The sequence below is a fragment of the Pseudomonas sp. GW821-FHT02C04 genome (genome assembly GCF_059421845.1).
Genome location: NZ_JBWKVT010000003.1, coordinates 589,581 through 614,684, shown reverse-complemented (window position 1 = coordinate 614,684; position 25,104 = coordinate 589,581). Strand labels below are relative to the sequence as shown.

General features: G+C 58.1%; 30 protein-coding genes. 16 read left to right on the top strand and 14 right to left on the bottom strand.

Annotated elements, in window-relative coordinates; genetic code table 11:
- Nucleotides 1-27 precede the first annotated feature (27 nt).
- From AC07VV_RS15005 to rpoS, 3 genes are all read left to right on the top strand, one after another.
- Nucleotides 28-663, top strand: coding sequence for a protein-L-isoaspartate(D-aspartate) O-methyltransferase (locus AC07VV_RS15005; protein WP_173861377.1), 636 nt, complete (start codon nt 28-30; stop codon nt 661-663).
- 211 nt (nt 664-874) lie between these two features.
- On the top strand, nt 875-1,756 hold the full coding sequence (locus AC07VV_RS15000) for a peptidoglycan DD-metalloendopeptidase family protein (RefSeq protein ID WP_096819610.1): 882 nt from the start codon (nt 875-877) through the stop codon (nt 1,754-1,756).
- 106 nt (nt 1,757-1,862) lie between these two features.
- Nucleotides 1,863-2,870 carry an RNA polymerase sigma factor RpoS gene (rpoS, locus tag AC07VV_RS14995; protein ID WP_007954831.1) on the top strand — a complete coding sequence of 336 codons (1,008 nt, stop codon included), beginning with the start codon at nt 1,863-1,865 and terminating at the stop codon, nt 2,868-2,870.
- 488 nt (nt 2,871-3,358) lie between these two features.
- On the opposite strand, the gene fdxA is transcribed toward rpoS, so the two are convergent.
- Together fdxA and mutS are read right to left on the bottom strand one after the other, a co-directional pair.
- Nucleotides 3,359-3,682 (bottom strand): ferredoxin FdxA, encoded by a 324-nt coding sequence (gene fdxA / locus AC07VV_RS14990; protein WP_007908827.1) that lies wholly within the window; start codon nt 3,680-3,682, stop codon nt 3,359-3,361.
- A 163-nt stretch (nt 3,683-3,845) separates the two neighbouring features.
- Complete coding sequence (gene mutS, locus AC07VV_RS14985; protein ID WP_495036746.1) at nt 3,846-6,416, bottom strand: DNA mismatch repair protein MutS; 2,571 nt, start codon at nt 6,414-6,416, stop codon at nt 3,846-3,848.
- A 353-nt stretch (nt 6,417-6,769) separates the two neighbouring features.
- Between mutS and AC07VV_RS14980 the strand changes: the two genes are divergently transcribed.
- Together AC07VV_RS14980 and AC07VV_RS14975 are read left to right on the top strand one after the other, a co-directional pair.
- Entirely contained in the window at nt 6,770-7,552 is a 783-nt protein-coding gene (locus AC07VV_RS14980) for a tetratricopeptide repeat protein (RefSeq protein WP_495036662.1), read from the top strand.
- A gap of 13 nt (nt 7,553-7,565) precedes the next feature.
- Nucleotides 7,566-7,973 (top strand): hypothetical protein, encoded by a 408-nt coding sequence (locus AC07VV_RS14975; protein WP_495036661.1) that lies wholly within the window; start codon nt 7,566-7,568, stop codon nt 7,971-7,973.
- 52 nt (nt 7,974-8,025) lie between these two features.
- On the opposite strand, the gene AC07VV_RS14970 is transcribed toward AC07VV_RS14975, so the two are convergent.
- From AC07VV_RS14970 to AC07VV_RS14915, 12 genes are all read right to left on the bottom strand, one after another.
- Nucleotides 8,026-9,273 (bottom strand): site-specific integrase, encoded by a 1,248-nt coding sequence (locus tag AC07VV_RS14970; protein WP_495036660.1) that lies wholly within the window; start codon nt 9,271-9,273, stop codon nt 8,026-8,028.
- Nucleotides 9,240-9,437 (bottom strand): excisionase family protein, encoded by a 198-nt coding sequence (gene xisR / locus AC07VV_RS14965; protein WP_056856218.1) that lies wholly within the window; start codon nt 9,435-9,437, stop codon nt 9,240-9,242. The genes AC07VV_RS14970 and xisR overlap by 34 nt, the downstream gene beginning before the upstream one ends.
- Nucleotides 9,438-9,603: 166 nt before the next feature.
- Nucleotides 9,604-9,729 (bottom strand): hypothetical protein, encoded by a 126-nt coding sequence (locus tag AC07VV_RS14960; RefSeq protein ID WP_495036659.1) that lies wholly within the window; start codon nt 9,727-9,729, stop codon nt 9,604-9,606.
- Complete coding sequence (locus AC07VV_RS14955; protein ID WP_495036658.1) at nt 9,726-10,145, bottom strand: hypothetical protein; 420 nt, start codon at nt 10,143-10,145, stop codon at nt 9,726-9,728. The genes AC07VV_RS14960 and AC07VV_RS14955 overlap by 4 nt, the downstream gene beginning before the upstream one ends.
- A gap of 76 nt (nt 10,146-10,221) precedes the next feature.
- A complete protein-coding gene (locus tag AC07VV_RS14950) occupies nt 10,222-11,043 on the bottom strand; it encodes a YfdQ family protein (RefSeq protein ID WP_495036657.1) in 822 nt (273 codons plus the stop codon).
- 51 nt (nt 11,044-11,094) lie between these two features.
- Complete coding sequence (locus AC07VV_RS14945; RefSeq protein WP_150735282.1) at nt 11,095-11,439, bottom strand: YfdP family phage-associated protein; 345 nt, start codon at nt 11,437-11,439, stop codon at nt 11,095-11,097.
- Nucleotides 11,440-11,498: 59 nt separating this feature from the next.
- The gene (locus AC07VV_RS14940; protein WP_198131988.1) at nt 11,499-11,744 is read right to left on the bottom strand and encodes a pyocin activator PrtN family protein; all 246 of its coding nucleotides are present in this window, start codon (nt 11,742-11,744) and stop codon (nt 11,499-11,501) included.
- Nucleotides 11,741-12,124 carry a hypothetical protein gene (locus AC07VV_RS14935; RefSeq protein ID WP_495036656.1) on the bottom strand — a complete coding sequence of 128 codons (384 nt, stop codon included), beginning with the start codon at nt 12,122-12,124 and terminating at the stop codon, nt 11,741-11,743. The genes AC07VV_RS14940 and AC07VV_RS14935 overlap by 4 nt, the downstream gene beginning before the upstream one ends.
- Nucleotides 12,121-12,396 carry a hypothetical protein gene (locus tag AC07VV_RS14930; protein WP_495036655.1) on the bottom strand — a complete coding sequence of 92 codons (276 nt, stop codon included), beginning with the start codon at nt 12,394-12,396 and terminating at the stop codon, nt 12,121-12,123. Before AC07VV_RS14930 ends, AC07VV_RS14935 begins: the two co-directional genes overlap by 4 nt.
- Nucleotides 12,397-12,406: 10 nt before the next feature.
- Nucleotides 12,407-12,982, bottom strand: coding sequence for a deoxynucleotide monophosphate kinase family protein (locus AC07VV_RS14925; protein ID WP_495036654.1), 576 nt, complete (start codon nt 12,980-12,982; stop codon nt 12,407-12,409).
- Nucleotides 12,979-13,185: a hypothetical protein gene (locus tag AC07VV_RS14920; protein WP_495036653.1), complete on the bottom strand. Its 207-nt coding sequence runs from the start codon at nt 13,183-13,185 to the stop codon at nt 12,979-12,981. The genes AC07VV_RS14925 and AC07VV_RS14920 overlap by 4 nt, the downstream gene beginning before the upstream one ends.
- A gap of 138 nt (nt 13,186-13,323) precedes the next feature.
- Nucleotides 13,324-13,986: a LexA family protein gene (locus AC07VV_RS14915; RefSeq protein WP_495036652.1), complete on the bottom strand. Its 663-nt coding sequence runs from the start codon at nt 13,984-13,986 to the stop codon at nt 13,324-13,326.
- 100 nt (nt 13,987-14,086) lie between these two features.
- Between AC07VV_RS14915 and AC07VV_RS14910 the strand changes: the two genes are divergently transcribed.
- From AC07VV_RS14910 to AC07VV_RS14860, 11 genes are all read left to right on the top strand, one after another.
- The gene (locus AC07VV_RS14910; RefSeq protein WP_495036651.1) at nt 14,087-14,284 is read left to right on the top strand and encodes a helix-turn-helix domain-containing protein; all 198 of its coding nucleotides are present in this window, start codon (nt 14,087-14,089) and stop codon (nt 14,282-14,284) included.
- A gap of 304 nt (nt 14,285-14,588) precedes the next feature.
- On the top strand, nt 14,589-15,077 hold the full coding sequence (locus tag AC07VV_RS14905; protein WP_495036650.1) for a phage regulatory CII family protein: 489 nt from the start codon (nt 14,589-14,591) through the stop codon (nt 15,075-15,077).
- Nucleotides 15,070-15,273, top strand: coding sequence for a TraR/DksA C4-type zinc finger protein (locus tag AC07VV_RS14900; protein WP_495036649.1), 204 nt, complete (start codon nt 15,070-15,072; stop codon nt 15,271-15,273). Before AC07VV_RS14905 ends, AC07VV_RS14900 begins: the two co-directional genes overlap by 8 nt.
- Nucleotides 15,270-17,972 (top strand): bifunctional DNA primase/polymerase, encoded by a 2,703-nt coding sequence (locus AC07VV_RS14895; RefSeq protein ID WP_495036648.1) that lies wholly within the window; start codon nt 15,270-15,272, stop codon nt 17,970-17,972. Before AC07VV_RS14900 ends, AC07VV_RS14895 begins: the two co-directional genes overlap by 4 nt.
- Before the next feature lie 331 nt (nt 17,973-18,303).
- Complete coding sequence (locus AC07VV_RS14890; protein WP_495036647.1) at nt 18,304-18,792, top strand: hypothetical protein; 489 nt, start codon at nt 18,304-18,306, stop codon at nt 18,790-18,792.
- A gap of 261 nt (nt 18,793-19,053) precedes the next feature.
- Nucleotides 19,054-19,398, top strand: coding sequence for a phage holin family protein (locus tag AC07VV_RS14885; protein ID WP_495036745.1), 345 nt, complete (start codon nt 19,054-19,056; stop codon nt 19,396-19,398).
- A gap of 240 nt (nt 19,399-19,638) precedes the next feature.
- Nucleotides 19,639-20,241 (top strand): terminase small subunit, encoded by a 603-nt coding sequence (locus tag AC07VV_RS14880; protein WP_495036646.1) that lies wholly within the window; start codon nt 19,639-19,641, stop codon nt 20,239-20,241.
- A 4-nt stretch (nt 20,242-20,245) separates the two neighbouring features.
- Nucleotides 20,246-22,270: a phage terminase large subunit family protein gene (locus AC07VV_RS14875; protein WP_495036645.1), complete on the top strand. Its 2,025-nt coding sequence runs from the start codon at nt 20,246-20,248 to the stop codon at nt 22,268-22,270.
- Nucleotide 22,271: 1 nt separating this feature from the next.
- Nucleotides 22,272-22,478, top strand: coding sequence for a phage head-tail joining protein (locus AC07VV_RS14870; RefSeq protein ID WP_495036644.1), 207 nt, complete (start codon nt 22,272-22,274; stop codon nt 22,476-22,478).
- The gene (locus tag AC07VV_RS14865; RefSeq protein WP_495036643.1) at nt 22,478-23,959 is read left to right on the top strand and encodes a phage portal protein; all 1,482 of its coding nucleotides are present in this window, start codon (nt 22,478-22,480) and stop codon (nt 23,957-23,959) included. Before AC07VV_RS14870 ends, AC07VV_RS14865 begins: the two co-directional genes overlap by 1 nt.
- Nucleotides 23,956-25,104, top strand: a complete 1,149-nt coding sequence (locus AC07VV_RS14860; RefSeq protein ID WP_495036642.1) for a head maturation protease, ClpP-related — start codon at nt 23,956-23,958, stop codon at nt 25,102-25,104. The genes AC07VV_RS14865 and AC07VV_RS14860 overlap by 4 nt, the downstream gene beginning before the upstream one ends.

Here is a 25,104-nt window from a genome sequence, read left to right as displayed (position 1 = left end):
GACGACCGGTTGCGCAGCGGCATCGGGATGACCTCCCAGCGCACCCGTGAACGCCTGATTCAGCGGTTATATGAAGAAGGCTTGTCCAACGCCAATGTGCTGGAAGTGATCCGTCGTACGCCGCGTCATCTGTTTGTCGATGAAGCGCTGGCGCACCGGGCCTATGAAGACACCGCGCTGCCGATCGGCCACAACCAGACCATCTCTCAGCCTTATATGGTCGCTCGCATGAGCGAGTTGCTGCTCGAGGCGGGGCCGCTGGACAAGGTGCTGGAGATCGGCACCGGTTCCGGTTACCAGACGGCGGTGTTGTCGCAGTTGGTCGAGCGGGTGTTCTCTGTCGAGCGGATCAAGGTACTGCAGGATCGGGCCAAGGAGCGTCTGGTCGAACTCAACCTGCGCAACGTGGTGTTCCGCTGGGGCGATGGCTGGGAAGGCTGGCCGGCGCTGGCGCCGTACAACGGCATCATCGTCACGGCCGTGGCGACCGATGTGCCACAGGCCTTGCTCGATCAACTGGCGCCCGGCGGTCGGCTGGTGATTCCGGTCGGCTCCGGAGAAGTGCAGCAATTGATGCTGATCGTGCGCGAAGAAAACGGCTTCTCCCGACACGTTCTCGGGGCGGTTCGCTTCGTGCCATTGCTCAACGGGCCACTGGCCTGAGCATTTGTTTGCCGGCGCTGAATTCCTTGCGAGAGCGCCTGTCTTACAGCGGCATCGATTGTTTAAACAGGATTTATCGTCCATGAGCAAACGTGTGCGTCGAGCGATATCGCTTCATTAAAGGTAAAGCCTGTTTCGCCCGTTATACTTGCGAAGTTACATGCCGGAATCGGCATTCCACATTTTTCAGCCACCACAAAGGGAGCGGCGGGTGAGTCTCACAGTCATTGCGCAGCGTATGGGTAACACGAGCTTTCAGCGCCTGGTGACTGGCCTTGTCTTGAGCACCTTGCTGGTCGGTTGCTCCAGCACCAAATCGAGCAACGTGCGGGTCGTCGATCGCAACAATGCGGTGGCCCAGCGTCCTACAGTGACGACCGGGCAGTACGTAGTCCGTCCGGGTGACACCATGTTTTCGATCGCGTTTCGCTACGGCTGGGACTACAAAGCCCTCGCTGCCCGGAACAATATTCCTACGCCGTATACGATCCATCCGGGTCAGACGATTCGCTTCGACGGTCGCCCTGGTTCAACGTCGACCGCGGTGGTGAGCAACAGCGGTTCTGCACCGTCTTCGTCGAGTAAAACCACGATAATCCGGCGCCAGGCGAATGGCACCACGACCACCACAACCACCGGTTCCGGGGCGACTTCTGCGGCCGTTGTACCGTCCGTCGCCAACAAGCCGGCACCGGCTCCGTTGCCTCCACCGGGCCCGGCCCCGACCGGCTGGGGATGGCCATCTAATGGCATTCTGATTGGTAAATTCTCTTCAAACGGTAGTTTGAATAAAGGAATTGATATCGCCGGGGATTTGGGACAGCCTGTTTTAGCTGCGTCTGATGGGACGGTGGTTTACGCCGGGAGTGGCTTAAGGGGCTACGGCGAATTAGTCATCATCAAACACAGCGAAACCTACGTCAGTGCTTACGGACACAACCGTCGGCTGTTGGTACGGGAGGGGCAGCAGGTCAAAGTCGGACAGACAATTGCCGAAATGGGGTCAACGGGTACAGACCGGGTGAAACTGCATTTTGAGATTCGCCGACAAGGTAAACCTGTAGATCCGCTGCAGTTCCTGCCAAGACGTTGATTTGCAGACCAGCCTGTTCCGTCGCGTAGAGGGGACAGGCTCCAGCGTTGCCAAGGATAAAGGCGTCGCTTGAGCTTGGGGTCGAACTCACCAAAGGACTATAACAATGGCTCTCAGTAAAGAAGTGCCGGAGTTTGACATCGACGATGAGGTTCTCCTGATGGAGACCGGCATCGATTCGGATTCGATGTCGAATGATGAAGGGGCTGCTCCACCTTCCGTTCGTGCCAAATCCAAACACTCCGCTTCACTTAAGCAACACAAGTACATCGACTACACCCGGGCACTCGATGCCACGCAGCTGTACCTCAACGAAATCGGCTTTTCCCCATTGCTCTCCCCGGAAGAGGAAGTTCATTTTGCGCGCTTGTCGCAAAGTGGCGATCCCGCCGGGCGCAAGCGCATGATTGAAAGTAACCTGCGGCTGGTGGTCAAAATCGCCCGGCGTTACGTCAATCGGGGGCTGTCGCTGCTGGATCTGATCGAAGAGGGCAACCTCGGGCTGATCCGGGCGGTGGAAAAGTTCGATCCCGAGCGCGGCTTCCGCTTCTCGACCTACGCGACCTGGTGGATCCGTCAGACCATCGAGCGCGCGATCATGAATCAGACCCGGACCATCCGGCTGCCGATCCATGTGGTCAAGGAGCTCAACGTGTACCTGCGGGCTGCACGGGAGCTGACGCAAAAGCTCGATCACGAACCTTCACCTGAAGAAATCGCCAACCTGCTGGAAAAACCGGTGGGCGAGGTCAAGCGCATGCTGGGCCTGAACGAGCGGGTTTCTTCGGTCGACGTCTCGCTGGGTCCGGATTCGGATAAAACCCTGCTGGACACCCTCACGGATGACCGTCCGACCGATCCATGCGAACTGCTGCAGGACGACGATCTGTCGCAGAGCATCGATCAATGGCTCTCGGAGCTGACCGACAAGCAACGCGAAGTGGTGGTACGCCGCTTCGGCCTGCGCGGTCACGAGAGCAGCACGCTGGAAGATGTAGGCCTGGAGATCGGCCTGACCCGGGAACGGGTGAGACAGATCCAGGTGGAAGGCCTCAAGCGCCTGCGTGAAATCCTCGAGAAAAACGGCCTGTCGAGCGAGTCGCTGTTTCAATAAGCGCCTTGCGTGATCGCCACAAAAAGCCCCGACTGGTTCGGGGCTTTTTGTTTTCTGCGGCAAAGCGGTTTGCTTCCCCGGGTTTGTAGTCTCGCGTTGTAAGCCGAGGCTTACTCTTTCGTAAGTGTTCGCTATTTTTACACTGCGGTAGACGTCCATTGAGGTTGTTGAATATGTTCAACATATTGATTTATATGGTTATTTTTAAATATTAAGCGCTTATGACAGTGTGTTTTAGCTGAGCAGGCCGGTTGCGGCTGTCAGGGAAATCTCTAGTATCTGGGTTGTGTCGACGGACAGACACGCCCTTCAAGGAAGAGGGGAAAGGACATCGCAGGACGCGATTCATCAGGACGATGAAAAGGAACACAGGGAATAGGGAAAAAATGTGGGCGGGTCAAACCGCCCCTTTTTTTTGCCCGAAGAAAAGCAAAACCCGGAAAAGCAAAAAGGCCCGCAAGGGGCCTTTTCTTCAAACGCGGGACAGATCAGCGTTCGAGGTCTTTGATCTTGCCTTTGACGCCATCCCACTCTTCGGCATCCGGCAGCGATTCTTTCTTCTCGGTGATGTTCGGCCAGATCTCCGCCAGCTCGACGTTCAGTTGAATGAACTCTTGCATCTCTTCCGGGACTTCATCCTCGGAGAAAATGGCTACGGCCGGGCATTCTGGTTCGCACAGGGCGCAGTCGATGCACTCATCCGGGTGAATCACCAGGAAGTTCGGGCCTTCGTAAAAGCAGTCCACCGGACAGACTTCTACGCAGTCGGTGTACTTGCACTTGATGCAGTTGTCGGTGACGACGAAGGTCATTTCTAATTTTCTCCTCAGGCGGCGGCAGCGTTGCCCCTTCACGGTTGGGGTCGCCAGGTTCGGGAGCGATGTCTGCCAGCCAGGCTATTAGCCAGCAGCATCCCAAACCGCGCGAGATTCTAACAGCTTGAAGCCTTTTGCGTTATATCCGGTTCGTCGGTGCTTAGATCCGGTTCTTTAGTGCATAGAGCATTTCGAGCGCACGGCGCGGTGTCATGTCGTCTATGTCCAGTTTAGCCAACTCATCCAGCACCGGATGCGGAAGGCTGGCGAACATGTCGCTTTGTTGCGGCGTCGCCGGTTTGCCCTTGGCGGCCGGTTTAGGCGCTTCATGCGGCAAAGCAGTGTCTTCCAGGCGGCTCAGGTGCTCACGGGCGCGCACGATCACTTCGCTCGGCACACCCGCCAGTTGCGCCACGGCCAGACCATAACTCTGGCTGGCCGGCCCCGGCAGCACGTGGTGCAGGAACACGATGCGTTCGTTGTGCTCGGTTGCATTGAGGTGCACGTTGGCCACCAATGGCTCGGCTTCCGGCAGCACGGTCAGTTCGAAATAGTGCGTGGCAAACAGCGTGTAGGCGCGCAGGTGCGCCAGTCGCTCGGCTGCCGCCCAGGCCAGGGACAGACCGTCGAACGTGCTGGTGCCGCGACCCACTTCGTCCATCAGCACCAGGCTGCGTTCGGTGGCGTTGTGCAGAATGTTGGCGGTTTCGCTCATTTCCACCATGAAGGTCGAGCGCCCACCGGCCAGGTCGTCGCTGGAACCGATCCGGGTGAAGATCCGATCCACCAGCGACAGTTCGCAGCTGGCCGCCGGCACGAAGCTGCCGATATGCGCCAGCAACACGATCAATGCAGTCTGGCGCATATAGGTGGATTTACCGCCCATGTTCGGACCGGTGATCACCAGCATGCGGGTGTTGTCATCCAGGCTCAGGTCGTTGGCGACGAACGGCGTGGTCAGCACCTGCTCGACCACCGGGTGACGACCTTGGGTAATGCGCATGCACGGTTCGCTGACGAAGGTCGGGCAATTCAGGTCGAGGTTCAGTGCTCGTTCGGCAAGGTTGCTCAGCACGTCGAGTTCGGCCAACGCGCCAGCGGTGTCCTGCAACGGCGGCAACTGGCTGATCAGATCTTCCAGCAGCGCTTCGTAGAGCATTTTTTCGCGAGCCAGGGCGCGGCTCTTGGCCGACAACGCCTTGTCTTCGAACTCTTTCAGCTCAGGCGTGATGAAGCGCTCGGCACCCTTGAGGGTCTGCCGACGGATGTAGTCCGCCGGTGCCGATTCAGCCTGCTTGCTCGGCAGTTCGATGAAGTAGCCGTGGATACGGTTGTAGCCGACTTTGAGGTTGGCCAGGCCGGTACGAGCCTTTTCCCGGGCCTCCAGATCGATCAGGAACTGGCCGGCGTTTTCGCTCAGCGATTGCAGCTCGTCGAGTTCGCTGTCGTAGCCGGTTTTCAGCACGCCGCCGTCACGGATGACCGCCGGTGGGTTGTCGATGATGGCTTTTTCCAGCAGAGCTGCCAGTTCGGGGTAAGTGCTGGTGGTGGTCGCCAGACGTTGCAGATGCGGCGCTTCCAGGTCGGTCATCGCCACTTGCAGTTCAGGCAGGGCGCCAAGTGCATCACGCAGGCGGGCAAGGTCGCGAGGACGGGCATTGCGCAGGCCGATCCGCGCCAGAATCCGCTCGATGTCGCCGATTTCCTTGAGCTGCGGTTGCAGGCTTTCAAAGCGATAGCGGTCAAGCAGGCAAGTGATCGAGGTCTGGCGAGCCAGCAGCACGGTCAGATCGCGCAGCGGGCGATTGAGCCAGCGGGTCAGCAAGCGGCTGCCCATGGCGGTCTGGCAACGGTCGACAACCGATTGCAGGGTGTTGTCGCGGCCACCGGCCAGGTTGGTATCCAGCTCCAGGTTTCGGCGGCTGGCGCCGTCCAGCACCACGGTGTCGTCCAGACGTTCATGGCGCAGGCTGCGCAGGTGGGGCAGGGCGGTACGCTGGGTTTCCTTGGCGTACGCCAGCAGGCAACCGGCGGCGCCGATGGCCAGGGTCAACGTTTCGCAGCCGAAGCCTTTGAGATCCTGAGTGGAGAATTGCTGGCAAAGGCTTTTCAGCGCCGAATCACGCTCGAAATCCCACGGCGCGCGGCGACGAACGCCACGGCGTTTTTCCGCCGGCAGATCTTTTGGCCAGTCATCCGGGATCAACAGCTCGACCGGGTTGACCCGCTCAAGCTCCGCCAGCAGGTTTTCCCAGCCCTTGATCTCAAGCACCGTGAAGTTGCCGCTGGTGATGTCCAGTACCGCCAGACCGAACAGACGCTCGTCCCCCAGCACCGCCGCGATCAGGTTGTCGCGACGCTCATCGAGCAGTGCCTCATCGCTGACCGTGCCCGGGGTGATGATCCGTACCACCTGACGTTCGACCGGGCCCTTGCTGGTGGCCGGATCACCGACCTGCTCGCATATCACGACCGACTCGCCGAGCTTGACCAGTTTCGCCAGATAGCCTTCCGCGGCGTGATACGGAATCCCGCACATCGGAATCGCCTGCCCCGCCGATTGCCCACGGGCAGTCAGGGTGATGTCCAGCAACTTGGCCGCCTTCTTCGCGTCTTCGTAGAAGATCTCGTAGAAGTCGCCCATGCGGTAGAACATCAGCTGGTCCGGGTGCTGATTCTTCAGGCGCCAGTACTGCTGCATCATCGGGGTGTGGGAGGATAGGTCGGAAATTGCTTTATTCATCAGTAGGTTAGCGTTGATCGTAAGAATAGGTGGGGCAGAAATGGGGCAAATTACTAAGCAGTCCGATTTTTATTTTCGAATGCTGCTGTTCTTTTATTGTCCCAGTCACTAGCATGAGTTGAACGAGGTTATCACGATGAGAAAATGTCGTCCTCGCGAGCTATGGAGATGGGGTGTTTCGTCGGACTATGTTGCTCGATGCAAATCTGCTACGTAGACTTCCGCCCCCAAGGCGAGAACGCTTACCTATATGGTGAGGATAGGTAAGCGTTTTTGCGATCCGCCATGCACGGTAGAGATCGCGAAAATTATGGCAAGGAAAGCCGTTCAAAGGAGGGTTTATGCCCGTTCCCCAGCTTGCGACCGCAGGCATCACAGATAGGATCCAGGCGCTTAGCGGCCAGGAAACTAAACGTCCTTTTGACGTAAAGTCTATCGAACGTGATATCGAGCGTCTGAAAGCTATTAGCGCTGCCGAGGCATTTATGCTCTCCGGTATGCTTAAAGCCGCACTTTGTGAGTATGAGGCTTCTAAGGAGCTTCATCTTAAAAGTTTGCGGTTATCTATGGATGAGGTCGGGTTGGTTAACTACGGCATCTCATTGAGAATGCTCGGCAGGTACACCGAGGCTAAAGTTAGTTTTCTTAAAGCTTTAGAAAGATCTCCAGGTTCTCCAGAGATACTCGAAAAAATTGTTCATACGAGCACCTTTATATGTGACTACGAAGATCTTGAAAAGATTATCGCAGGCTTTGCGAAAGCAAATCCAACTTTTGTCATAGAGGATATGCCGTGTATGGCTACTGCGCGCTCCGTAATCAGCCATTTGGAAGAGATGAATATCTCTTTGTCTGAATATAAGTTGGTCGGTGCATTTATCGAGCAGGCAATGATTGAGTTTGGGCTTGTTGCAGCTTTTATGCATGAGAAGCTCAGTAACTTTGATGGTGCTAAGCATATTTATATCGAAGTGCCATTGCCTGTAAAAGATGCTGCGCAGTTAGTTGCGATCAATGATCGTGTTGCTGAGTTGGTACTTGGTTGTGACGATATTTCAAGCTGGGACAGGTTGGTCGTGAACTTTGTTGACGGTCGATCGGTTCTATCATCCGCGGTGGCGTAAAAGGATTTGCGGTATGCCAGTTAGCTATGAAGATATTAGCAATGTAGCGCTTACCCTACTGAACACGGTGCCGGGTACAGAGGCTGAGCGACGTAGCGCTGTTTCGCGTGCGTATTATGGTTTTTATCATGTGTCGCTTGAGTACGCGGATACGATAAGTGTGCCTCCAGTCTCTGATGTAAAAGGGCCGGTTCACGCCACCCTTGGGGCGTATTATCAAAATCACATGCATGCTGATAAGCAAGTCAGAATGCATCTGAAACAAATTGGGTGGTCCCTCAAGAACCTGCATGAGTTGCGTTGTAAGTCAGATTATCATCTGGATGCAACTGTCACCCATATTGATGCTGAAGCGGCATACCTTAGATGCGTATCTAAAATCGCGCTGGTACAGCAGCTTATGTCCTCGAAAGCGGCATAAAAAAAGGAGCTTCGGCTCCTTTTTCAGTTTTCGCACTTGGTTCAATGTGTGTTCAGTTTGACTTCAGCCTCGATATCCCTTCCCAGATATGGGTGATCTCAATATTTGAGGCATCGTCCATCCATTTTGCGTAAACCTCAACCAGCATGGTGAAGTCCTTGTGTCCCATTTGTTTTGCAATGAACGCAAGGTTACCACGGGCAGTCAGGCACCAGCAGGCGTAGGTGTGCCGAGTCTGGTATGGCCGGCGTGCGCGAATCCCCGAGCGTTTTTGAATGGCGGCCCACTTCGTGTTCCAGGACGTGGGGATAAACCAGTGATTGATAACTTTCTTGCGGGCCTGCGTGGTTGGTGACAGTAGCGGGGTGACTGACTCCATGCGGCTTTCGTAACGGTTCATATACACCTCGATCTCGCGAGGCGCGTGATTCGCTACCAGCTCCATCAATGTTTTGCAGGCCTCGATGGCAGGCGGCATCAGCAGCACGGCCCGAGGCTTCCCGGTCTTGGGTACCTTGAACGTACCGTTTGCCGTGATGGCCCTGGTGATATTGAGCTGGCCGGCGGCCAGGTCGATATCTTCCATGGCCAGCGCACAAAGCTCGCCGGGTCGAAGGCCGGTGAAAACGGCAAGAGTGATGGCAGCAGAATCCTGCGGGTGGAGGCATCCTTTGCCGAGCAGTTGTTCAAACTCGGCCTTAGTCAATGGGTCCGGCTCGCGCCCTATCATTGCGAATCGTATGCAGGCTGTGGACAAACCTTTGCGGCAGTAACCATTGCTCTCGCACCACGCGAGGAAGCCCGCGAACGTGGCCAGGTAATGGTTCACGGTTGACGGTGCTCGGTCTGCGATCAGTCGTGTCCTGAGCAATTGGATATCTTCGGGTAGAAGGACACCTGCTAGACGATCTGGCCCCAATAGTTCAGTACAGATATCCAGAGCGTAACCGTACTTTTCTTCGGTCATCGGTGTGAGATCGACGGCTTTCAATGGCTTGTAACGAGTCAGCAAGTTGATTAGGCGTTCGTCTTTTACTTTGCTGTAGTTAGTTGCGTTCTTCGAGTCGGGGAAATGTCGGTTGTAATCAAAGTTGCCTGTTTTTATTTCATGCATGATTGCCGCCCTGAGCAGGGCGGCGTGTTTGATGTTGGCTTTGGTTACAGGCAGGCCGAGGGATTCTCGACAGCGAGTGCGGCGCCACATGAACACGACGCGTATATGGCCGCCGTGCATTTCGATACCTTTGTGCTTTGCCAGCTCGGCTTCTAGGCCGCTTCCTGCGGTGCGCTCTCTGCCCACTTGTCGTACTCCGTCATGTTGATTGCAATGCGGCCGTCTGGGGTTTTGCGCCAGATTCGACCTTGTGCCCAGGTCCCGTTCTTCACCTTGTGGCGTATGGCGTCTTCGCTGTAGCCGGTGAGTTCGGATGCACGATTGATCATTACCCAACGTGGAAGGCTCATTGCTGTCGCTCCCCTGCGCGCCGTGCTATACCTTCGGCTTGGCGCTGTTTGCTGCACTTTTGATGGTTGCCATGTGCCCGCGACCTGTCGCACTTGTCGCAGATGGTTTGTAAATCGAGAGGTAGCATTTGCCCAAGGCGTACTCGTACCGTTCTGCGAAGTGCTGTCATGGAATCACCTGCTTGAACTCGACGACCCAGCACCACGGGTTGGCGTTCCATGACTCGGCGCCGAAACCATCAGCGCAGTTGCCGTGATAGATGCAGAGGGTGGAGTTCTTTTGGTCGCTCATGCTGCTTTCTCCTGAGCTGCCGGCGCCAGAATATTTGCCATGGCGAGCGCTTGATTACGGAGCGCCAGGGTATCTCGTTCGAGCTTTTTGCCCGTCTGGAATGCGCTGAATGTTTCAGCCGCGATGCGCAGTTTTTCTGCGATCTCCAGCAGAGTCTGCCGATCTTGTTCTCCGAGTTTCGATGCGGCCAGCGCTCGCTCGTAGTGGGAGTACAGTTGCTTGTGGTGGGTCTGCGCTTGATCAAGCGATTGCTTCAGGTCCTGGATCGTTCCTGAGTTATCTGATTGCCGAATGGCCTTGCCTTCGTCGATACCTTCGATGCGGCCATCGTTCAGGCCGCCGCGATAGCCTGCCCAGTAGGTAAGGCCAACAAGTACGATCAGAACGAGCAGTGCGCAAATCTGAGTTGTGGTCATGTGCTGTGTACCTCGATAGAGCCCGGCGCCGGGATGCTTGGTGAGAGGCCGGCGACGGGATGTTTCAGGGAGTTAGTTAGATCGTGGCTTCATAGAGCGGCACGTCGTTGATGGCGCCTTCGATCTTGGCGCGAACAGCGTTGTAGGCTTCCTCGAGCACCTTGTCGGCGCGTACAAGTTCGTACCACATGACCAGGCGGCCTTCCTGAATGCGGTAGCGGAAGCGAGCGGGCACGCAGAAGGCATCGCCGCCGAGGAACGGTTTGAGTGCAATAAAGAACTCTTCAGGGATGCGCAGCTGGCCAGCTTCGCCAGCGCGCCCATCGATTTCTTCGTTGTAGGTCAGTTGCACCTGGCCGTTGTCGAGGCGGGTGCCTTGACGGAAAGTGATGTTCTTCTTGGCTTCCAAAGTGCGGCTGATTTCCAGCATGTCGGCAGCGCTTGGGGTGCTCTCGTATTCGGGGTGGTGGGTGATGTCCTTTACGTTGTCTTCGATGAATTCGGCGAAAGTGGCCTGGTCCATACGCTTACGGTCTTTTTCCTTCCAGTTACCCCATTCGACGGTGGTCGGGCAGCGGTACGTCGCGATGTGCTCGCGCCAGGCCGGTGCTGCCGGATCGTGATAGTCGATGATCGCGGAGAAGGTGCGGCCTTCGGGACCATTGCAAAATACTGCCGTGGCCTGGGTGGCAAAGCGGTTCACGTAGCTGATGAATGACTCGGCATCGAGCACCGTGAGCTTCTGCTTGATGCGCGAAGGCGCTGGCAACAGGTGTTCCAGGCTTTCGATGCAGACCCCGTTCGGAACGAGTGCCAGCGGTGCGGCGATTCCTGGAACCTCGATCGGCTTACCGAGGGATTGGGCCAGGGTGACCAAGTGCTGCAGGGCTTGTTGCATTGGATGTGCTCCAGTGGATGACAATTTGGTGAGAGGTTGGTGAGGCGGGTGTTACTGGCTGACCTGACGCAGTGCGCCCGGCGCCGTATCGTCCTCGACGCTGCGTAGTGCCAGGTCCTGCTGTCGTGGGTCGCGGCGGGTCAGATTGCCTTCCGGCGTCAGGAAGAACAGCGACGTGCCGCGAGCCAGGATCGGCTCTTTCGCTTTGACGTCGGCCTTGATGGTCATCTGGCCGCTGCCGTCAGGCTTGTAAGTCAGCTTGATGGTCAGCTCTCCGCCCTTGCCGGTCTGGCGGATGGCGTCGATCAGGCTGTGTTGGGTTTCGCTGAGTTCATCGAGCAGACCTCCGGCCTCGATATCTCGTAACGTGTCGATGAAGGGGCGAGCTTTGCTCATGTGCTGTGCCTCATTGAGTGGATGTTGTTTGCCCCTGGACGGCAGGGGGCACCGTTGAATCAGGCCGCTTGCTTCGCTGCTTGGGCATCGAGGTAGGCGGCCAGGTCATGCAGGTAAACAACTGCCGTGCCTTTGTTCCCTGCTCCGCCCAGGCGGGTGACTTTCAATTCGATTCGCCCAGCGCTGATGCGGCGTAGTAGGTAGCGGTCGCTGGATATGTGAGAGAAGTAGCGCTCGCGGATCGCTGATAGCGTTGGGCAGGGTGTCGCCCATTCCTTTCGCAATTGGTCGATGGTGTTACTCACGCAGCGTCCTCCCCGAACCCCTCCTTTCGGGGCACCAACTTGAGGCGGATCAGTTCCGCGAGACCTTCTTTGCTTTTGCCCATGGCGGCGGCGCAGATCTGGCCTTTTTCGTCAGCGACGACAGCGCCGAACGGATACTCCGGTGAGTTGGTTGGGGTGACGTAGGCCGTCTGACCTTCTTGAATCACGTCGTTGACGCAGCGAAACACCTCGGCCAGTTCCACTGTGCGGCAAGGCATGCTGTCCAGCAGATCAATGGCTTCACTTGCAGCACCGATTAGCGTGGCGCGACTAACCACGCCCGGGCTGTCCAGATAGATTGGAATCAGCCGCAAGGCGCCGAGGGCTTGTGTGTAAGCGTTGAAGTAATTGGTTTTCATGCTGCGGCGTCCTTGTGCGTGATGGCGATGTCCAGTTTCTTTGCCAGCCATTGCACGCCGGCTTCGGTGACCATCACCACGGCGTAGTGCTTGTAACGGTTGGTAGTTCCGATCTGGACGCTGCGCGGATCTGAAAACAGATTGCCGCCGCCACGGTGGTGGCTGGCCAGGTCGCCGCTCTGCGTCAGTACGCGGAGCGCGCGCAGTTGTTCGCGGAACTTCCGGGGTTTGAGGCCGAGCACTGCGGCCGTTTCGTCCAGGGTGCGGTTCATGGCTCGGTCCTCAGGCTGCGGTCTGGGCCAGGTTGCGGCGACGGATGACTGCAACGCAGTCGTCGATCAGGCACCGTAAATGCTCTCGGTCTCCGGTGTTACTAACAAGCAGGTCGAGCTGCTTGACCTGAATGCCGGCTTCACTTGCATGGGGATTAACCGCTGGTGCGTCTGGGCGTGCTATGTGAATGATGGTGCCGCCGCGCTGGCGGATAAGGTCGGCTTCGTTCTCAAAGCGGATATCGCTGACGACGAAGCCCACCACGTTGGATAGCGAGTTTTGCAGGTAGTTGAGGTTTTGCTCGGCGATCTTCACCCAGACGTCTGGGTGCACCATCTGACGCGCCCACTCGGTGCCCATCGATTGCATCAACTCCCGCGGTGAGCGGCCCAACCAGTCCAATGGCTGTTCCTTCTTCGCGCCTTCGAAGTCGTCCGCGTCGAGGTTGAAGATCTCCATCAGTCCGGAGCGCAGTGGGTCGGCGATCGCGTATTGCTCCAGCATGTGATTGCGCGCCAGATGATCGGCGGTGGTCGATTTTCCCGAGCGGGCGGGGCCGGCAAGGCCAATAAGAATCGGCTTCATGCTGCATCACCCCCGAATGGTGAGTGGCTTTCGTCGGCTGCAGCAGTGTTGAGCGCCTGGGTGGCCTCGGTGCGACCTTTGGGAGTAGTGATTACCAGCAGCCCGGTGCGGCGCTGAATGGCTTCTACGGCTGCGCGGCTACTGCATGCAGATGGATGCAGGTAGATCGGGCAGCTGGTGTTGCTGTGCTGTGTGGTTTGCATGTCTCGTACTCTTTGGTGAGAGGTGTACGAGGCGGACGATACAAATTCGTATCGATGCAGTCAATACCCGTATGTATTGATTTTTGTTCGATCACAAAAAAGCCCGCATATTTGCGGGCTCGGATGCTGTCAAATGTATTAGAAGATTTCTAGTTTCGAGAAGACAACGCCACAGATCATTGCATCGTCTTCCAATTCAATTATCGGGTCTGGCCATGCTGGGTTCAGGGGTTTTAGAAAGCGGCGACTCCCTTCCATAACCAGCTGTTTGAATGTGGCCTCTTGGCTATCCATTAGCTTGGCAATAACAAGGGAGCCGTTCTCCGCATCCTTTGCCGGGTCAACAAAGATGATATCTCCGTCTCGAAATGAGCGCCGTTCGTGTTGGTTGAACATGGAAAGACCGCGAACTCGGAGGGCATAGCTCTGAGGGCTGTGTGAGGCGGCGCATGGAAGCCAGATTTCGGCGTCATCCAGGGTGAGGACATCAGATATCTCGCACCAGGAGCCAGCTTGCACCCACGAAATCAGTGGAACATATCCTTTAATAGCTGGGCCAGACTCAATATTTGTATCGAGAGCGGTGGGGCTAGCTTCCTTTTTGCTGCCTCCCTTCCATAGCCAATCAGTGGTGACTTTCAGAGCTCTAGCAATCTTTTCTACGTTCTCTTGGCGAGGGCTGGCTACGGCGTTTGTAGCGATCCTGTGAATCGTTGGCTGAGGAACGCCAGAGCGTCGACCGAGCTCACCCTCGGATAGGTTCAGTTCGGCCATGCGTTGAGTGATGCGGTCACCAATCACTTTTTTGCCCTTGATTCATAAACGTATCGACAATTGTATTGAACGAATCAATACGTTTGTGTATTGTTGCGCCCAATGCGAAGGCGCATCGGTGAATGAGATGACTATCCAAGAAATGCTCGCGGAGTTGCTGGAGGCTGGTTTATCCCAGCGGGTTATTGCGGAGCGCGTGGGAACAACGCAGCCGACTATTAATCGCGCCGCGAAAGGTGCAGATGTTCGATATGTAACTGGAAAGGCGATTGAGCGCTTATACGTCGAATTTAAAGAGGCTGGCGGCGTTGAGCCCAAAGCCTGAAAGGGTGCTGGTCTGGGGCCTCTCACCATAAGAATCCCCCAGCCCAGCGATGGCGACATGCAGCACACACCATGCCGCCACATGAAACACCGGCCTGAAACCTCTCACCAAAGAAATGCCAGGCCGGCTGCAACGAGTTGTACGCAATACATGCAACTCGTTGCGTAGGCGTCGGTCCGGGACCTCTCACCATAAGATTCCCCGGACCGACTGGAACGATGCACAGCACATGAACATCGGTCGTGGTCGTAGAATAGAGTGTGTTTGACTCTACGGCCACACCGTAAATAGGGGATTTACGGTTATGAGTCGCACAGATCTTTTGCCGGGTGCAGGCCCGGTCCTTTCCTTGCGCAAAGCCCTTTACCGGGCGGGCCATGATTATCGGGGCGGTGTGACTGCTCTGGCGCTGGACATGGTCATCGATTACGACACCCTCCAGAAGAAACTAAAGCACGACGAAGAGCGCCGGTGGCTTGATCCTGACGAGCTGGAAGAGGTGATTCGCCTCACGGCAAGTCCCTTGTTGCTGGATGCCCTGATGCGGCCCGCTGCGATGGTCTGGTACAAGCCGGAAGCTGCTGCACCGACCAAGGAAGCTTTGCTGGCCGTCAGCAAGGTGCTGCACCAGACCGGCCTGTTTGTTTCCAGCATGCACGAAGGTGCTGCCGACAACGTCTGGGAGCCGCACGAAGTTGAATGCCTGGAGAAGCACGGCAACGACGTAATCCGTGCGGTGTTGGGCATCATGGCCGGGGCCAGGGAAGCGATGGAGGGCCGTCAAGATGTCTGACGTTATCGATATCGCCAACGACCAGGCCGAGTACCTCCTGCAGGTGGCGTTGGAGCGCCGTCAGCGCCCAACGTGCGCCGTCAGCGCGCAAATCTGTGAGGATTGCGACGAACCTATCCCGTTGCTTCGCCAGCAGACGATCCAGGGTTGTGCGACCTGCGTCAGTTGCCAGGGGTTGCGGGAGCGGCGCAGATGAGTGATCAGGACAATCTATTGCCTACCGCTGATTGGGCTCAGTTCTACATCGACACATTCGGTTTGGCGCTAGTCCCGATTGAGCCTGGTGAAAAGGGTCCGAAGGGGAAGGGTTGGAACAAACCGGGTGGCTACTTCACGGAATCGGCGAAGGCTGCCGCGTTCTGGGAAAAGAAGCCCCAGCACAACCTCGGCGTCGTGTTGGGACCGAGCCGCATTTGCTCGCTGGATGTTGATGATGTTCAGTGGGCCCGCCACGTGCTGTATGACCTTCTGGAAATTGACCTTGATGCAATGGCTCTGGTGTTCCCAACAGTAGTGGGCAACCCCGCGCGCTTCCGCATTATGTTCCGCGTTCCTGATGGTGTTGATTTGAGCCGGGTTGCACTTGCGTGGCCCAATGAAAAAGACCCTGACGGATCGATCCACAAGGCTCTGACCGCAAAGGCCAAAGCAGCCAAGGACGCTGGTGATGCAGTAGGTGAGGCCGAGGCGCGTGCCGAGGCCGATGAGTATCAGCGCATCACCGTGTTCGAATTGCGTGGTGGGTTGGTGCAAGACGTGTTGCCACCATCGATTCATCCAGGCACTGGCAAGCCTTACACCTGGCGCACGCCCCCGAGCTCTGTCGATGGGCTGCCGGTGCTTGCGCCTGAGCTGCTGAATATCTGGAAGCATTGGGACATCTTCAAGCGCGATGCTGAGGCTGCGTGCCCGTGGGCACCCAAACCGAAGACAGCTCCGGCGAAAGTCATCAAGCGTCCACCGCCTGCTGGAGGCAAGCCGTCTGTTATCGATGAATTCAATCGTAGCCACGACGTTGAAGAGCTGTTGCGTGCACATGATTACATCAAGCGCGGCAGTAAGTGGCTGTACCCGCACAGCAGCACCGGAATGCCGGGCGTCACGGTAAGCGACGACGGGAAGGTGTTTTCGCACCACGGCGCTGATCCGCTCGCGAACGGGCATCAAAACGATGCGTTCGAGGTGTTCTGTTTGTTGCAGCATGGTGGTGATCAGTCGCGAGCTGTAAAGGACGCAGCGCGGATGTTGGGTATGCAGCATTCCTCGCGTCCTGATCCGCGTGATCTTCCCCCAGCCCCATCAGCTGCCCATTGCGAGCCGGGCCCGGCCAATGACGAAGTCATTGATGCCGATCCGGCTCCTAACGGGGGGGCGGGGGAGGAGCCTCTGACGGTGGCCCATTTGTTGCGGCGGTATGCGTTGGTCGAAGGTACGACGAACATCTGGGACACCGATCGCGGGACTTCGATGAAGAAATCCGCGTTCGAGTCGTTGGTGACTAAGGCGTTGGCTAAACAGTGGGCTGATGAGCGGCGCAAGAAGCTGATATCCAGCGATCAGGTGCGGGAGCTCGATCAGGCAAAGCGCATGTCCAGCAAGAAGGCTGGTGCGTTCGGTCTGGTCCCCATCGAGCGGTACGTGTACATCGACGGCACCAAGGATGTATGGGACCGGGAGAAGAAGCGCCGAGTGCCTGAAGGGGCGGTAAAAATGGCGCTTGGGGATGGCTATGGGATGTGGCTGAACAGTCCGGATCGGCGAGTCGTTGACGTGGACAACATTGTCTTCGATCCCACCATGACCAAAGACCCCAACGTCTACATCAATACCTTTGAAGGTTTGCCGATTGAGCCTGTACGCAATGACGATGCCTGCGCCAACATTCGCTGGTTGTTCGGTTTCTTGTGTAACCACGACCCTGAGGCGACGTTATGGCTGACTCGCTGGCTGGCTTATCCACTTCAGCACTTGGGTGCGAAGATGGACACCGCCGTACTGATGCATTCGATCATGGAAGGCTCTGGTAAAAGTTTTCTGTTCGCTGACATCTTCGGCAAGCTGTATGGCCAGTATGCTGCGACCGTGGGCCAGACCCAGCTGGAAAGCAACTTCAATGCCTGGCAGAGCCGCAAGCTTTGGGCTGTGTTCGAGGAAGTTGTTAGCCGGGATCAGCGGTACAACCAGGTGGGCAAAATCAAGCACCTGGTCACCGGGAAGACGGTACGCATGGAGTCGAAGTTCATCAATGGTTGGGAAGAAGCCAACCACATGAACGCGGTATTTCTCAGTAACGAAATTCTGCCTTGGCCAATCAGTGAAAGCGACCGCCGGATGTTGGTGGTTTGGCCTATGGAGACGTTGCCACCTGATCGACAGAAGGCTATCGGTGCCGAATTGGAAAGCGGCGGTGTGGCAGCGCTATATGCATGGCTGCTTGCCGTAGACATGGGCGACTTCAATCAGCGTACCCGACCACCTCACACGCCTGCGCGGGAGCGTTTGGTAGCGCTGAGCAGAGCCAGCTGGCAAACATTTTTGTACCTCTGGCGCGCGGGTCAGCTCGGGCAAAACATGTGGGGCGCGTGTCTGTCCCAGGATCTCTACGCGCTGTTCCTTGAGTGGTGCCATCGAAACAAAGAGCACACCCTCAGTCACACCAAGTTCGCCGAGTTCATCAGCGCTGAAGTCGAAAAAACCGCCCGGAGCATCCCGTGGACTGACGGCAGCAATAGGCGGTTCGGCATCCTGTTCTTCCCAGATGGGCCTGGTGCTTCCCAGCCCCCATCACTTTCATCGGCCGATCTGGGGAAGGCCGTCGCCACCTGGCGAGCCGGGGCAAAGCTGGGAGGGTGGAGTGTGGACAGCTGGGACCATATCAAGGCGGTGGCAGCATGATTGCGCTTGGGTGCGTGCAGGGTGTGCAGGGTTGTGCAGGGTCATTTTTTTCAACCCAACACACTCCCAGTCCGCGTATTTCGGGCGCTGTAGGGTTTCGTGTTGGGTGTGCAGGGTTGTCGGGCGCGCAGGCGTATGTACATGCGATTTTTTTGAAGAGCGCGCATCCAGATGAAAAAAAAGGCCATGCGAGACCCGAAAAAGCCTACACACCCTGCACACTCTACACAGAACGACATAAAGAGCTGATTTATATAGGTTTTATTTGTGTAGGGTTTGTGTTGGGTTTTGAGTTTTCTGTGTTGGGTTCGATTTTTCGGGGGGACGGTCGATGATCGATGAAATTGAAGAGCTGATGCAGCATTGGGCCCGCCAGCACTGCCAGGTTGGCGACGGCGCTGGGTTGGGCAGCCCAATGGCGACAATCATGCAGTGGGGTGGCAGCGCGCCACGCGGTACACCTGGATCGAGGGATTTGTTGATGGCTGCGGGTGGTGGAATGGATCATGTTGCAGCAGAAGTCGCAGCGGCCCTTGCGCAACTTGAGCGGCAATCGGAAAAAGGGGCGCAGCTCGCTACCCTGGCTCGCAATCGTTACTTGCCGCAGCCTGCGTACTCGGTTCGCTCTCAGTTGCAGTTGCTTGGTCTCCGTGAAGATGCTGACCGGACATACCGGAACTGGGTTCATCGCCTGCATCAGCAGGTGCAACTGATCCTCACGGTTCGTAGTGCCACGAACCGTGGACTTGATCGACGTAGTGGTGCGCTCGAAACCAACCTGACCCGAGCATCGACGAGCAAACGCGCACGGGCCTGCTAACTACCGTTCGTCGGGGTGTTTTGTCGTATTGTGGTCGTATTGTGGTCGTATTCATGTCGTTTGCTGACCTACCGAAAATGACCTCTTTTCGGTTTTTCCGGAGGGGGGTAAAAAGTGGCCACGATATGAAATTTGCGCCTCGGCGCTCCCCGAGCACGTGCTGTGCACTCCGTCTTGGCTCTGGTCATGACAACTGAAACCCTGCCCCCCGGCGGGGTTTTCTTTTTTGTGTTCGGCACACTCCTTCACTTGAGGCACAACATGACAAATGAGCAGCAAGCGCTGGCAGAGATGCCGATCTGGTTAGTGATCGTCCTGGCTTTGGTCGGTGGCGTTTCGGGTGAAATGTGGCGAGCGGACAAAGACGGTGCGCGCGGTTGGGTGTTGTTGCGCCGATTGGCACTGCGGTCCGGTGCCTGCATTACCTGCGGGGTGTCGGCGATGATGCTGATGATCGCGGCGGGTATGTCGATCTGGGCGGCAGGCAGTTTGGGTTGCCTGACCGCGATGGCTGGTGCCGATGTTGCCATCGGCCTCTATGAGCGTTGGGCTGCCAAGCGGCTGGGCGTCAGCGAAGTGTCCGCCGAATCGAACCGCTCTGAATAGTTCTCACCAGCCCTGGCCCATCAAGTGCGCGGGCGTCAGCGAAGCGCCGTCACCCGTGGATAGCAGAGACGGCGCACCGTTCTGGGGCGCCGAAAACCGCCGGGGACCCTGGGGTTATTCGGAGGGTACGGGGTCGGAAACCCGCGGGAAACTGTTAGCCGCAGGTTCCCCAGCTTACTGAAATTTCAATCATTGAAATCTTGAAAGGATTCATTGAAATACGTTGAAAAAGGAGGGCTCATGACAGAACCAACCTACCTGTCGAAGAGCGCCTTCGCGGCCCGGCTCGGCAGGTCGCCGAGTTACATCACCTGGCTGAAAGACAACAACCGTTTGGTGCTATCACCCAACGGGAAACAGGTTGATGTGCATGCCACCGAAGCGCTGATTCGCGACACCGCTGACCCAAGCAAGGCCGCCGTCGCCGAGCGTCACCAGCAAGACCGGATTCAGCGTGACGTTTACAGCCAACTTTCCACCCACACCGAGCCGACTTCCACGGCTGCGCCGCCGCAGGTGCTTACCGGCGACGGCAAGCTACCGGACTTCCAGAAGGCCCGTGCCCTGCGCGAGCACAACATGGCCAAGTTGGCGGAGATCGAACTCGGCAAAGCCCAGGGCTCACTGGTCTCCAAGGAGGCGGTCGAAACCGGTGCCTACAACGCCGGCCGATTGCTGCGCGATCAGTTGTTCGGCCCGTTGCCGCAACTGTCCCACGACCTCGCGGCGATGACCGATCCCTGGCTGATCGAAAAACACCTGACGGCCACCTTCCGTCGAACGCTGGAGGAGGCCGAGCGGCTCTCTTCAGCAGACCTTGAACACGCCCTGACAGCGGATTGAACCCATGCACACGGAATTTCCTGACGGTGCAGAGGTGTACCGTGAGGCTTATTTCCGTGGACTGCGCCCCGACCCAGATCTCTGGATCGATGAATGGGCCGACGAGTACATGCGAATCCCGCGAGACACCGGCGCCCCTGAGCCCGGCCAGTACCGCACCTCACGGACACCTTATGCCCGTGAGCCAATGCGCTGCCTGTCGCCGGCTCACCCTTGCAGACGCGTGATCACCATGGTGGCCTCGCAGTTGATGAAAACCCAGATCGCCCTGAACTGGATGGGTGGCCTGATCCACATGGCGCCGTCAAACATCCTTGCGCTGCTACCTAGCCTTGGCCTGTCCAAGCGGGTTTCCGGGCGGATCAGCAAGACCATCAAGGCCACACCAGTGCTGCGCAAGCGGGTCGCAGCCACCCGCTCGCGGGACGCACGCAACACGATGGACACCAAGGAATTCGAGGGCGGTTCGCTCTACGTCACCACCGCCGGTTCGGCGGCCAACTTGTCTGAACTGTCGGCACGTTACATCTACGGCGATGAGGTTGACCGTTGGGAGAACGACGTCGGCCAGGAAGGTGATCCCATCCGGTTGGCCGAGACGCGGGCGACCAACTTCGGCCGTAACGCCAAGATCTACTTTTCCAGCTCGCCAACGATCAAGGGCGCCTCGCGGATTGCGGATCTGTTCGAGTCCAGCGACCAGCGACACTACTACGTGCCGTGCCCCACCTGCGGCCATATGCAGGTGTTGGAATGGGAGCGACTGCATTACAGCAAGGACTTCAGCACCGTGCATTACGAGTGCGCAGCCCCTGAGTGCGACGTGCTGATCGAAGAACATTTCAAGAGTGACATGCTCGCCCGAGGCGAGTGGCGCGCTCATGCGGGTGGCGACGGGAAAACCGTCGGCTTTCATCTCAACGCGCTGTACTCCCCAACCGGCTGGATGGACTGGGGATCGCTTGCCATCGAGTTTGAAGACGCCAAAAAAGCCCAGGCTCAAGGTGATACGAGCCTGATGCAGGTGTTCTACAACACACGTCTCGCTAAGGTCTGGGACAGTGCGCTCGAACAGACCAAGGCTGAGGTGCTGATCGCTCGGGCGCGGCTTGAGAACTACACCCTCGGCGCGATGCCGGTCGGTGTGCTGATGCTGACCGGCGCCGTTGACGTCCAGGCTAACCGTCTGGAGTTGATGGTAATGGGCTTCGGCGTCGGCATGGAGCGTTGGGTTGTTGACCATCAGATCATCTGGGGTGACCCAGCAGACGAACGCACCTGGGCGGTGCTGGACGAGAAACTCAAAGCTCGTTACCGGCATCCTTGTGGTGTGGGTCTGGCGATTCTCGCCGTGGGTGTCGACTCCGGTGGTCACCACACAGATGAGGTCTACCAGTTCTGCCGCGTTCGTCGCTGGCGCAATATCTTCGCCATCAAAGGCGCGAGCAAGCCAGGCCGGCCGGTGATTGCACAGCGCCCGTCCATGGTTGACGTGACGTGGAAAGGTCAGACCGAACGCAACGGTGCCGAGTTGTGGTTCGTCGGTACCGACACCGCCAAAGACTGGATCTACAACCGCTATCCATTCCCGGCCGGTCCGGGTTCGCTGCACTTTGCCAACGACCTGCCGGACGAGTTCTTCGCTCAGTGCGTCGCCGAACGCAAAGTCGTGCGGTACGTGCGCGGTCACAAGCGCATCGAATGGGTGAAGGGCAAGGCTGAGCGCAACGAAGCGCTTGACCTGATGGTGTACTGCCTCGCGATGGCGCATTACCTCGGCATCAACCGCTACCAGGAACACGATTGGGACAGGGTGCGACAAGCCCTGGCCCAGTCCGGTTTGTTCGATGACGCCTTGAGCATCAAGCCTGTTCAGGGCGAGCGACTTGATGCTGAGCAAACACCGGCGCCCGAGGCTGTACGCCAGGCTCAACCCGTACCACCACCCGCTGCGCCGGTTACACAATCGCGACCGGCAGCCCCCCCTCAACGCCGCAGCTCAGCCAGCGGCTATCTGAAGAGACGCTGATATGTCCTTTACAAAAAAGCACCTCGACGCGGTTGAGGCGGCCATTGCTCGCGGTGAAAAAACTGTGCGCTACACCGACCGTACCGTGGAATACCGCACAGTCGATGAACTGCTCAAGGCGCGCGAAGAAATACGCTCGTCGCTGGCCAGCGACGCCGGGCCACGTTCGCGCGTGGTCCGGCTGTACCACGCCGGGAAGGGGGTCTGATGGCCCGCTATTTTCCGACGCTGACCCGTAACGGATTTGTGCTGCCGTCCAACATCAAGGCCAGTTACGAAGGCGCCGGAGAAGGGCGCCGCTCCACTGGCTGGGACGCGCCCGACAACGGGATCAACAGCATCAACACCCCGGCATTGCGCAATTTGCGGTCGCGCTCCCGGGCAGCGGTTCGCAATGATCCGTATGCCTTCAACGTCATCGACAAGCGCGTCAGCAACCTGATCGGCACGGGCATCACCCCTCGGCCAACCACCGACGATGATGCTTTGCGCAAGCTGCTGCAGGAGCTGTGGGGCGATTGGGTCGATGAGGCGGATGCGGATGATCGCACCGACTTCTACGGCCAGCAGGCGCTGGTGGCGCGCACGGTGGAAACCTCGGGCGAATGCTTCGTTCGTTTGCGTCCTCGCGGATTGAATGAAGGTTTGGCGGTTCCGCTGCAGCTTCAGATCCTGGCGCCGGAGTTCGTCCCGCACGACAAGTTCGAGACCACCAAAAACGGCAATGTCATCCGTGCCGGCATCGAGTTCACCCCGGGCGGCAAGCGGGTGGCGTACTGGATGTACCTGTCGCATCCGCGCGATGCAGCTTCACTCAACGCCGGCTACAACCAGCTTGTGCGCGTACCGGCCGCACAGGTGCTGCACATTTTCGAACCGGTGGAGCCTGGTCAGTTGCGCGGTGTGCCGCGATTATCGCCGGTGCTCAAACGCCTGCGCAGTCTGGACAACTACGACGACGCGGTGTTGTTCCGCCAAGAGGTGGCCAACCTGTTTGCCGGTTTCATCAAGCGTCCGGCGCCGGAATCGGGTCCGGCTCCACGCGATCCGGTCACCGGTCAATTGCTGGATCTGGACCGCGATGGCTTCACGCCGATGGTCGCGCTCGAACCCGGCACCATGCAGGAACTGGGGGCAGGTGAGGAAGTGGAGTTCTCCAAACCGCCAGACGCCGGCAACAACTATCCGGACTTCATGCGGCAGCAATTGATGGCAGCAGCAGCGGGGTCAGGTACGCCTTACGAGATCCTCACCGGCGACATGCGCGGCATCAACGACCGAGCACTGCGGGTGGTGCTCAACGAGTTCCGGCGCCGCCTGGAACAACTGCAGTTCAGCGTGTACGTCCATCAACTGTGCCGCCCGGTGCGGGCTGCATGGATGGACATGGCGGTGCTGTCGGGTGTCCTGGTGCTGGACGATTACGCGCAGAAGCGACGTCATTACCTGCGCACTCGCTGGGTGCCACAAGGCTGGGCCTACATCCAACCGGTTCAGGACGTGCAAGCGCGCACGATGGAGGTGAGAGCCGGGTTTTCGTCGCGCAGCGAGATGGTCTTACGCACCGGCTACGACGCTGAAACGGTCGATCTGGAAAACGCCGCCGATCTGGCACGGGCCACAAATCTGGGCCTCAACTACAACACCCTTGATGCCGTCGAAGACACCGACGACAAGGAGCAACCATGAGCAAACAAGCGCGACCGCGCATTTACAACCGCGCAGGCAAGCGCGTCGAGGTTCAGGACAAGACCTGGTACGCCCTGCAGGCCAGCGGCGAGGCCACCGAGCGAGTGATCGAAGTTTTCGTCTACGGCGAGATCGGCGCATGGGGCATCACTGCGAATCAGTTCGTGCAGGATCTGCGCGCCATGGATGACGGTGTGTCGCCGGTGGTGGCTGCGTTCAACAGTATCGGCGGTGACCTGTTCGACGGTCTGGCGATGCACAACGCGCTGTCGCGGCTGGGCGAGCGGTGCACCGGGCGGATCGATGCGCTCGCCGCCAGTGCCGCCAGTGTCGCCGTCTGCGGTGCGCACCGGGTGGTGATCGCTTCCAACGCGATGTTGATGATCCACAACCCGTGGACCTACGCCGCCGGTGATGCGGAAGACTTCCGCAAGGTCGCCGACGTCCTCGACCAGACCATGGAAGCCATCATTGCCGCGTATAAGGCCAAGGCTCCGGACATCGACGAGATTGAGCTGCGGCGTTTGGTGGCGGCTGAAACCTGGCTGACCGCCAACGAAGCGGTGGCATTGGGGCTGGCCGATGAAGTCGGCGACGGCGTCAAGGTCAAAGCGTGTCTCGGTCAAGGCGCGGTGCTGCAACGATTCCAGAACGCACCGGCTGAATTGCTGGCCCAGCTCGACGAGCCACCTGAGCCGGATCCGGAACTTGAACCTGTCGATCCGCCGCTGGTGCCGTCTGTTATCGACTCGGCCAAGTTGGCGTTGATGATCACTCAGCGCTGCACGGCGGCGGGCATCAGCAACCTGATCGAGCCGCTGCTCAATTCCACCCAGCTCGAAAGCGAGGAGATCGTCCTCGCTGGCCTGGCACGCGCCAAGGCAGTGAACGACCTTTGCGTGGCCGCGCGTCTGCCGGAGTTCAGCACCGAGTATGTCGCGGCCGGTCTGGATGCAGCGGCGGTGCGGGCGCGTCTGTTCGACAAGATCGTCACCAGCGGCAAGGGCTTTGAAATCGACAACAGTCTGCCGCTGGCGGACGACCCGGCACCCAAGGTGCTGGCCAAACAACCTGACCCCAACTTGATTTGGGCTGCTCGCCAAGCGGCTCAAACTGGAACCGCGCGCGGCGCGAAAGGAGCATGA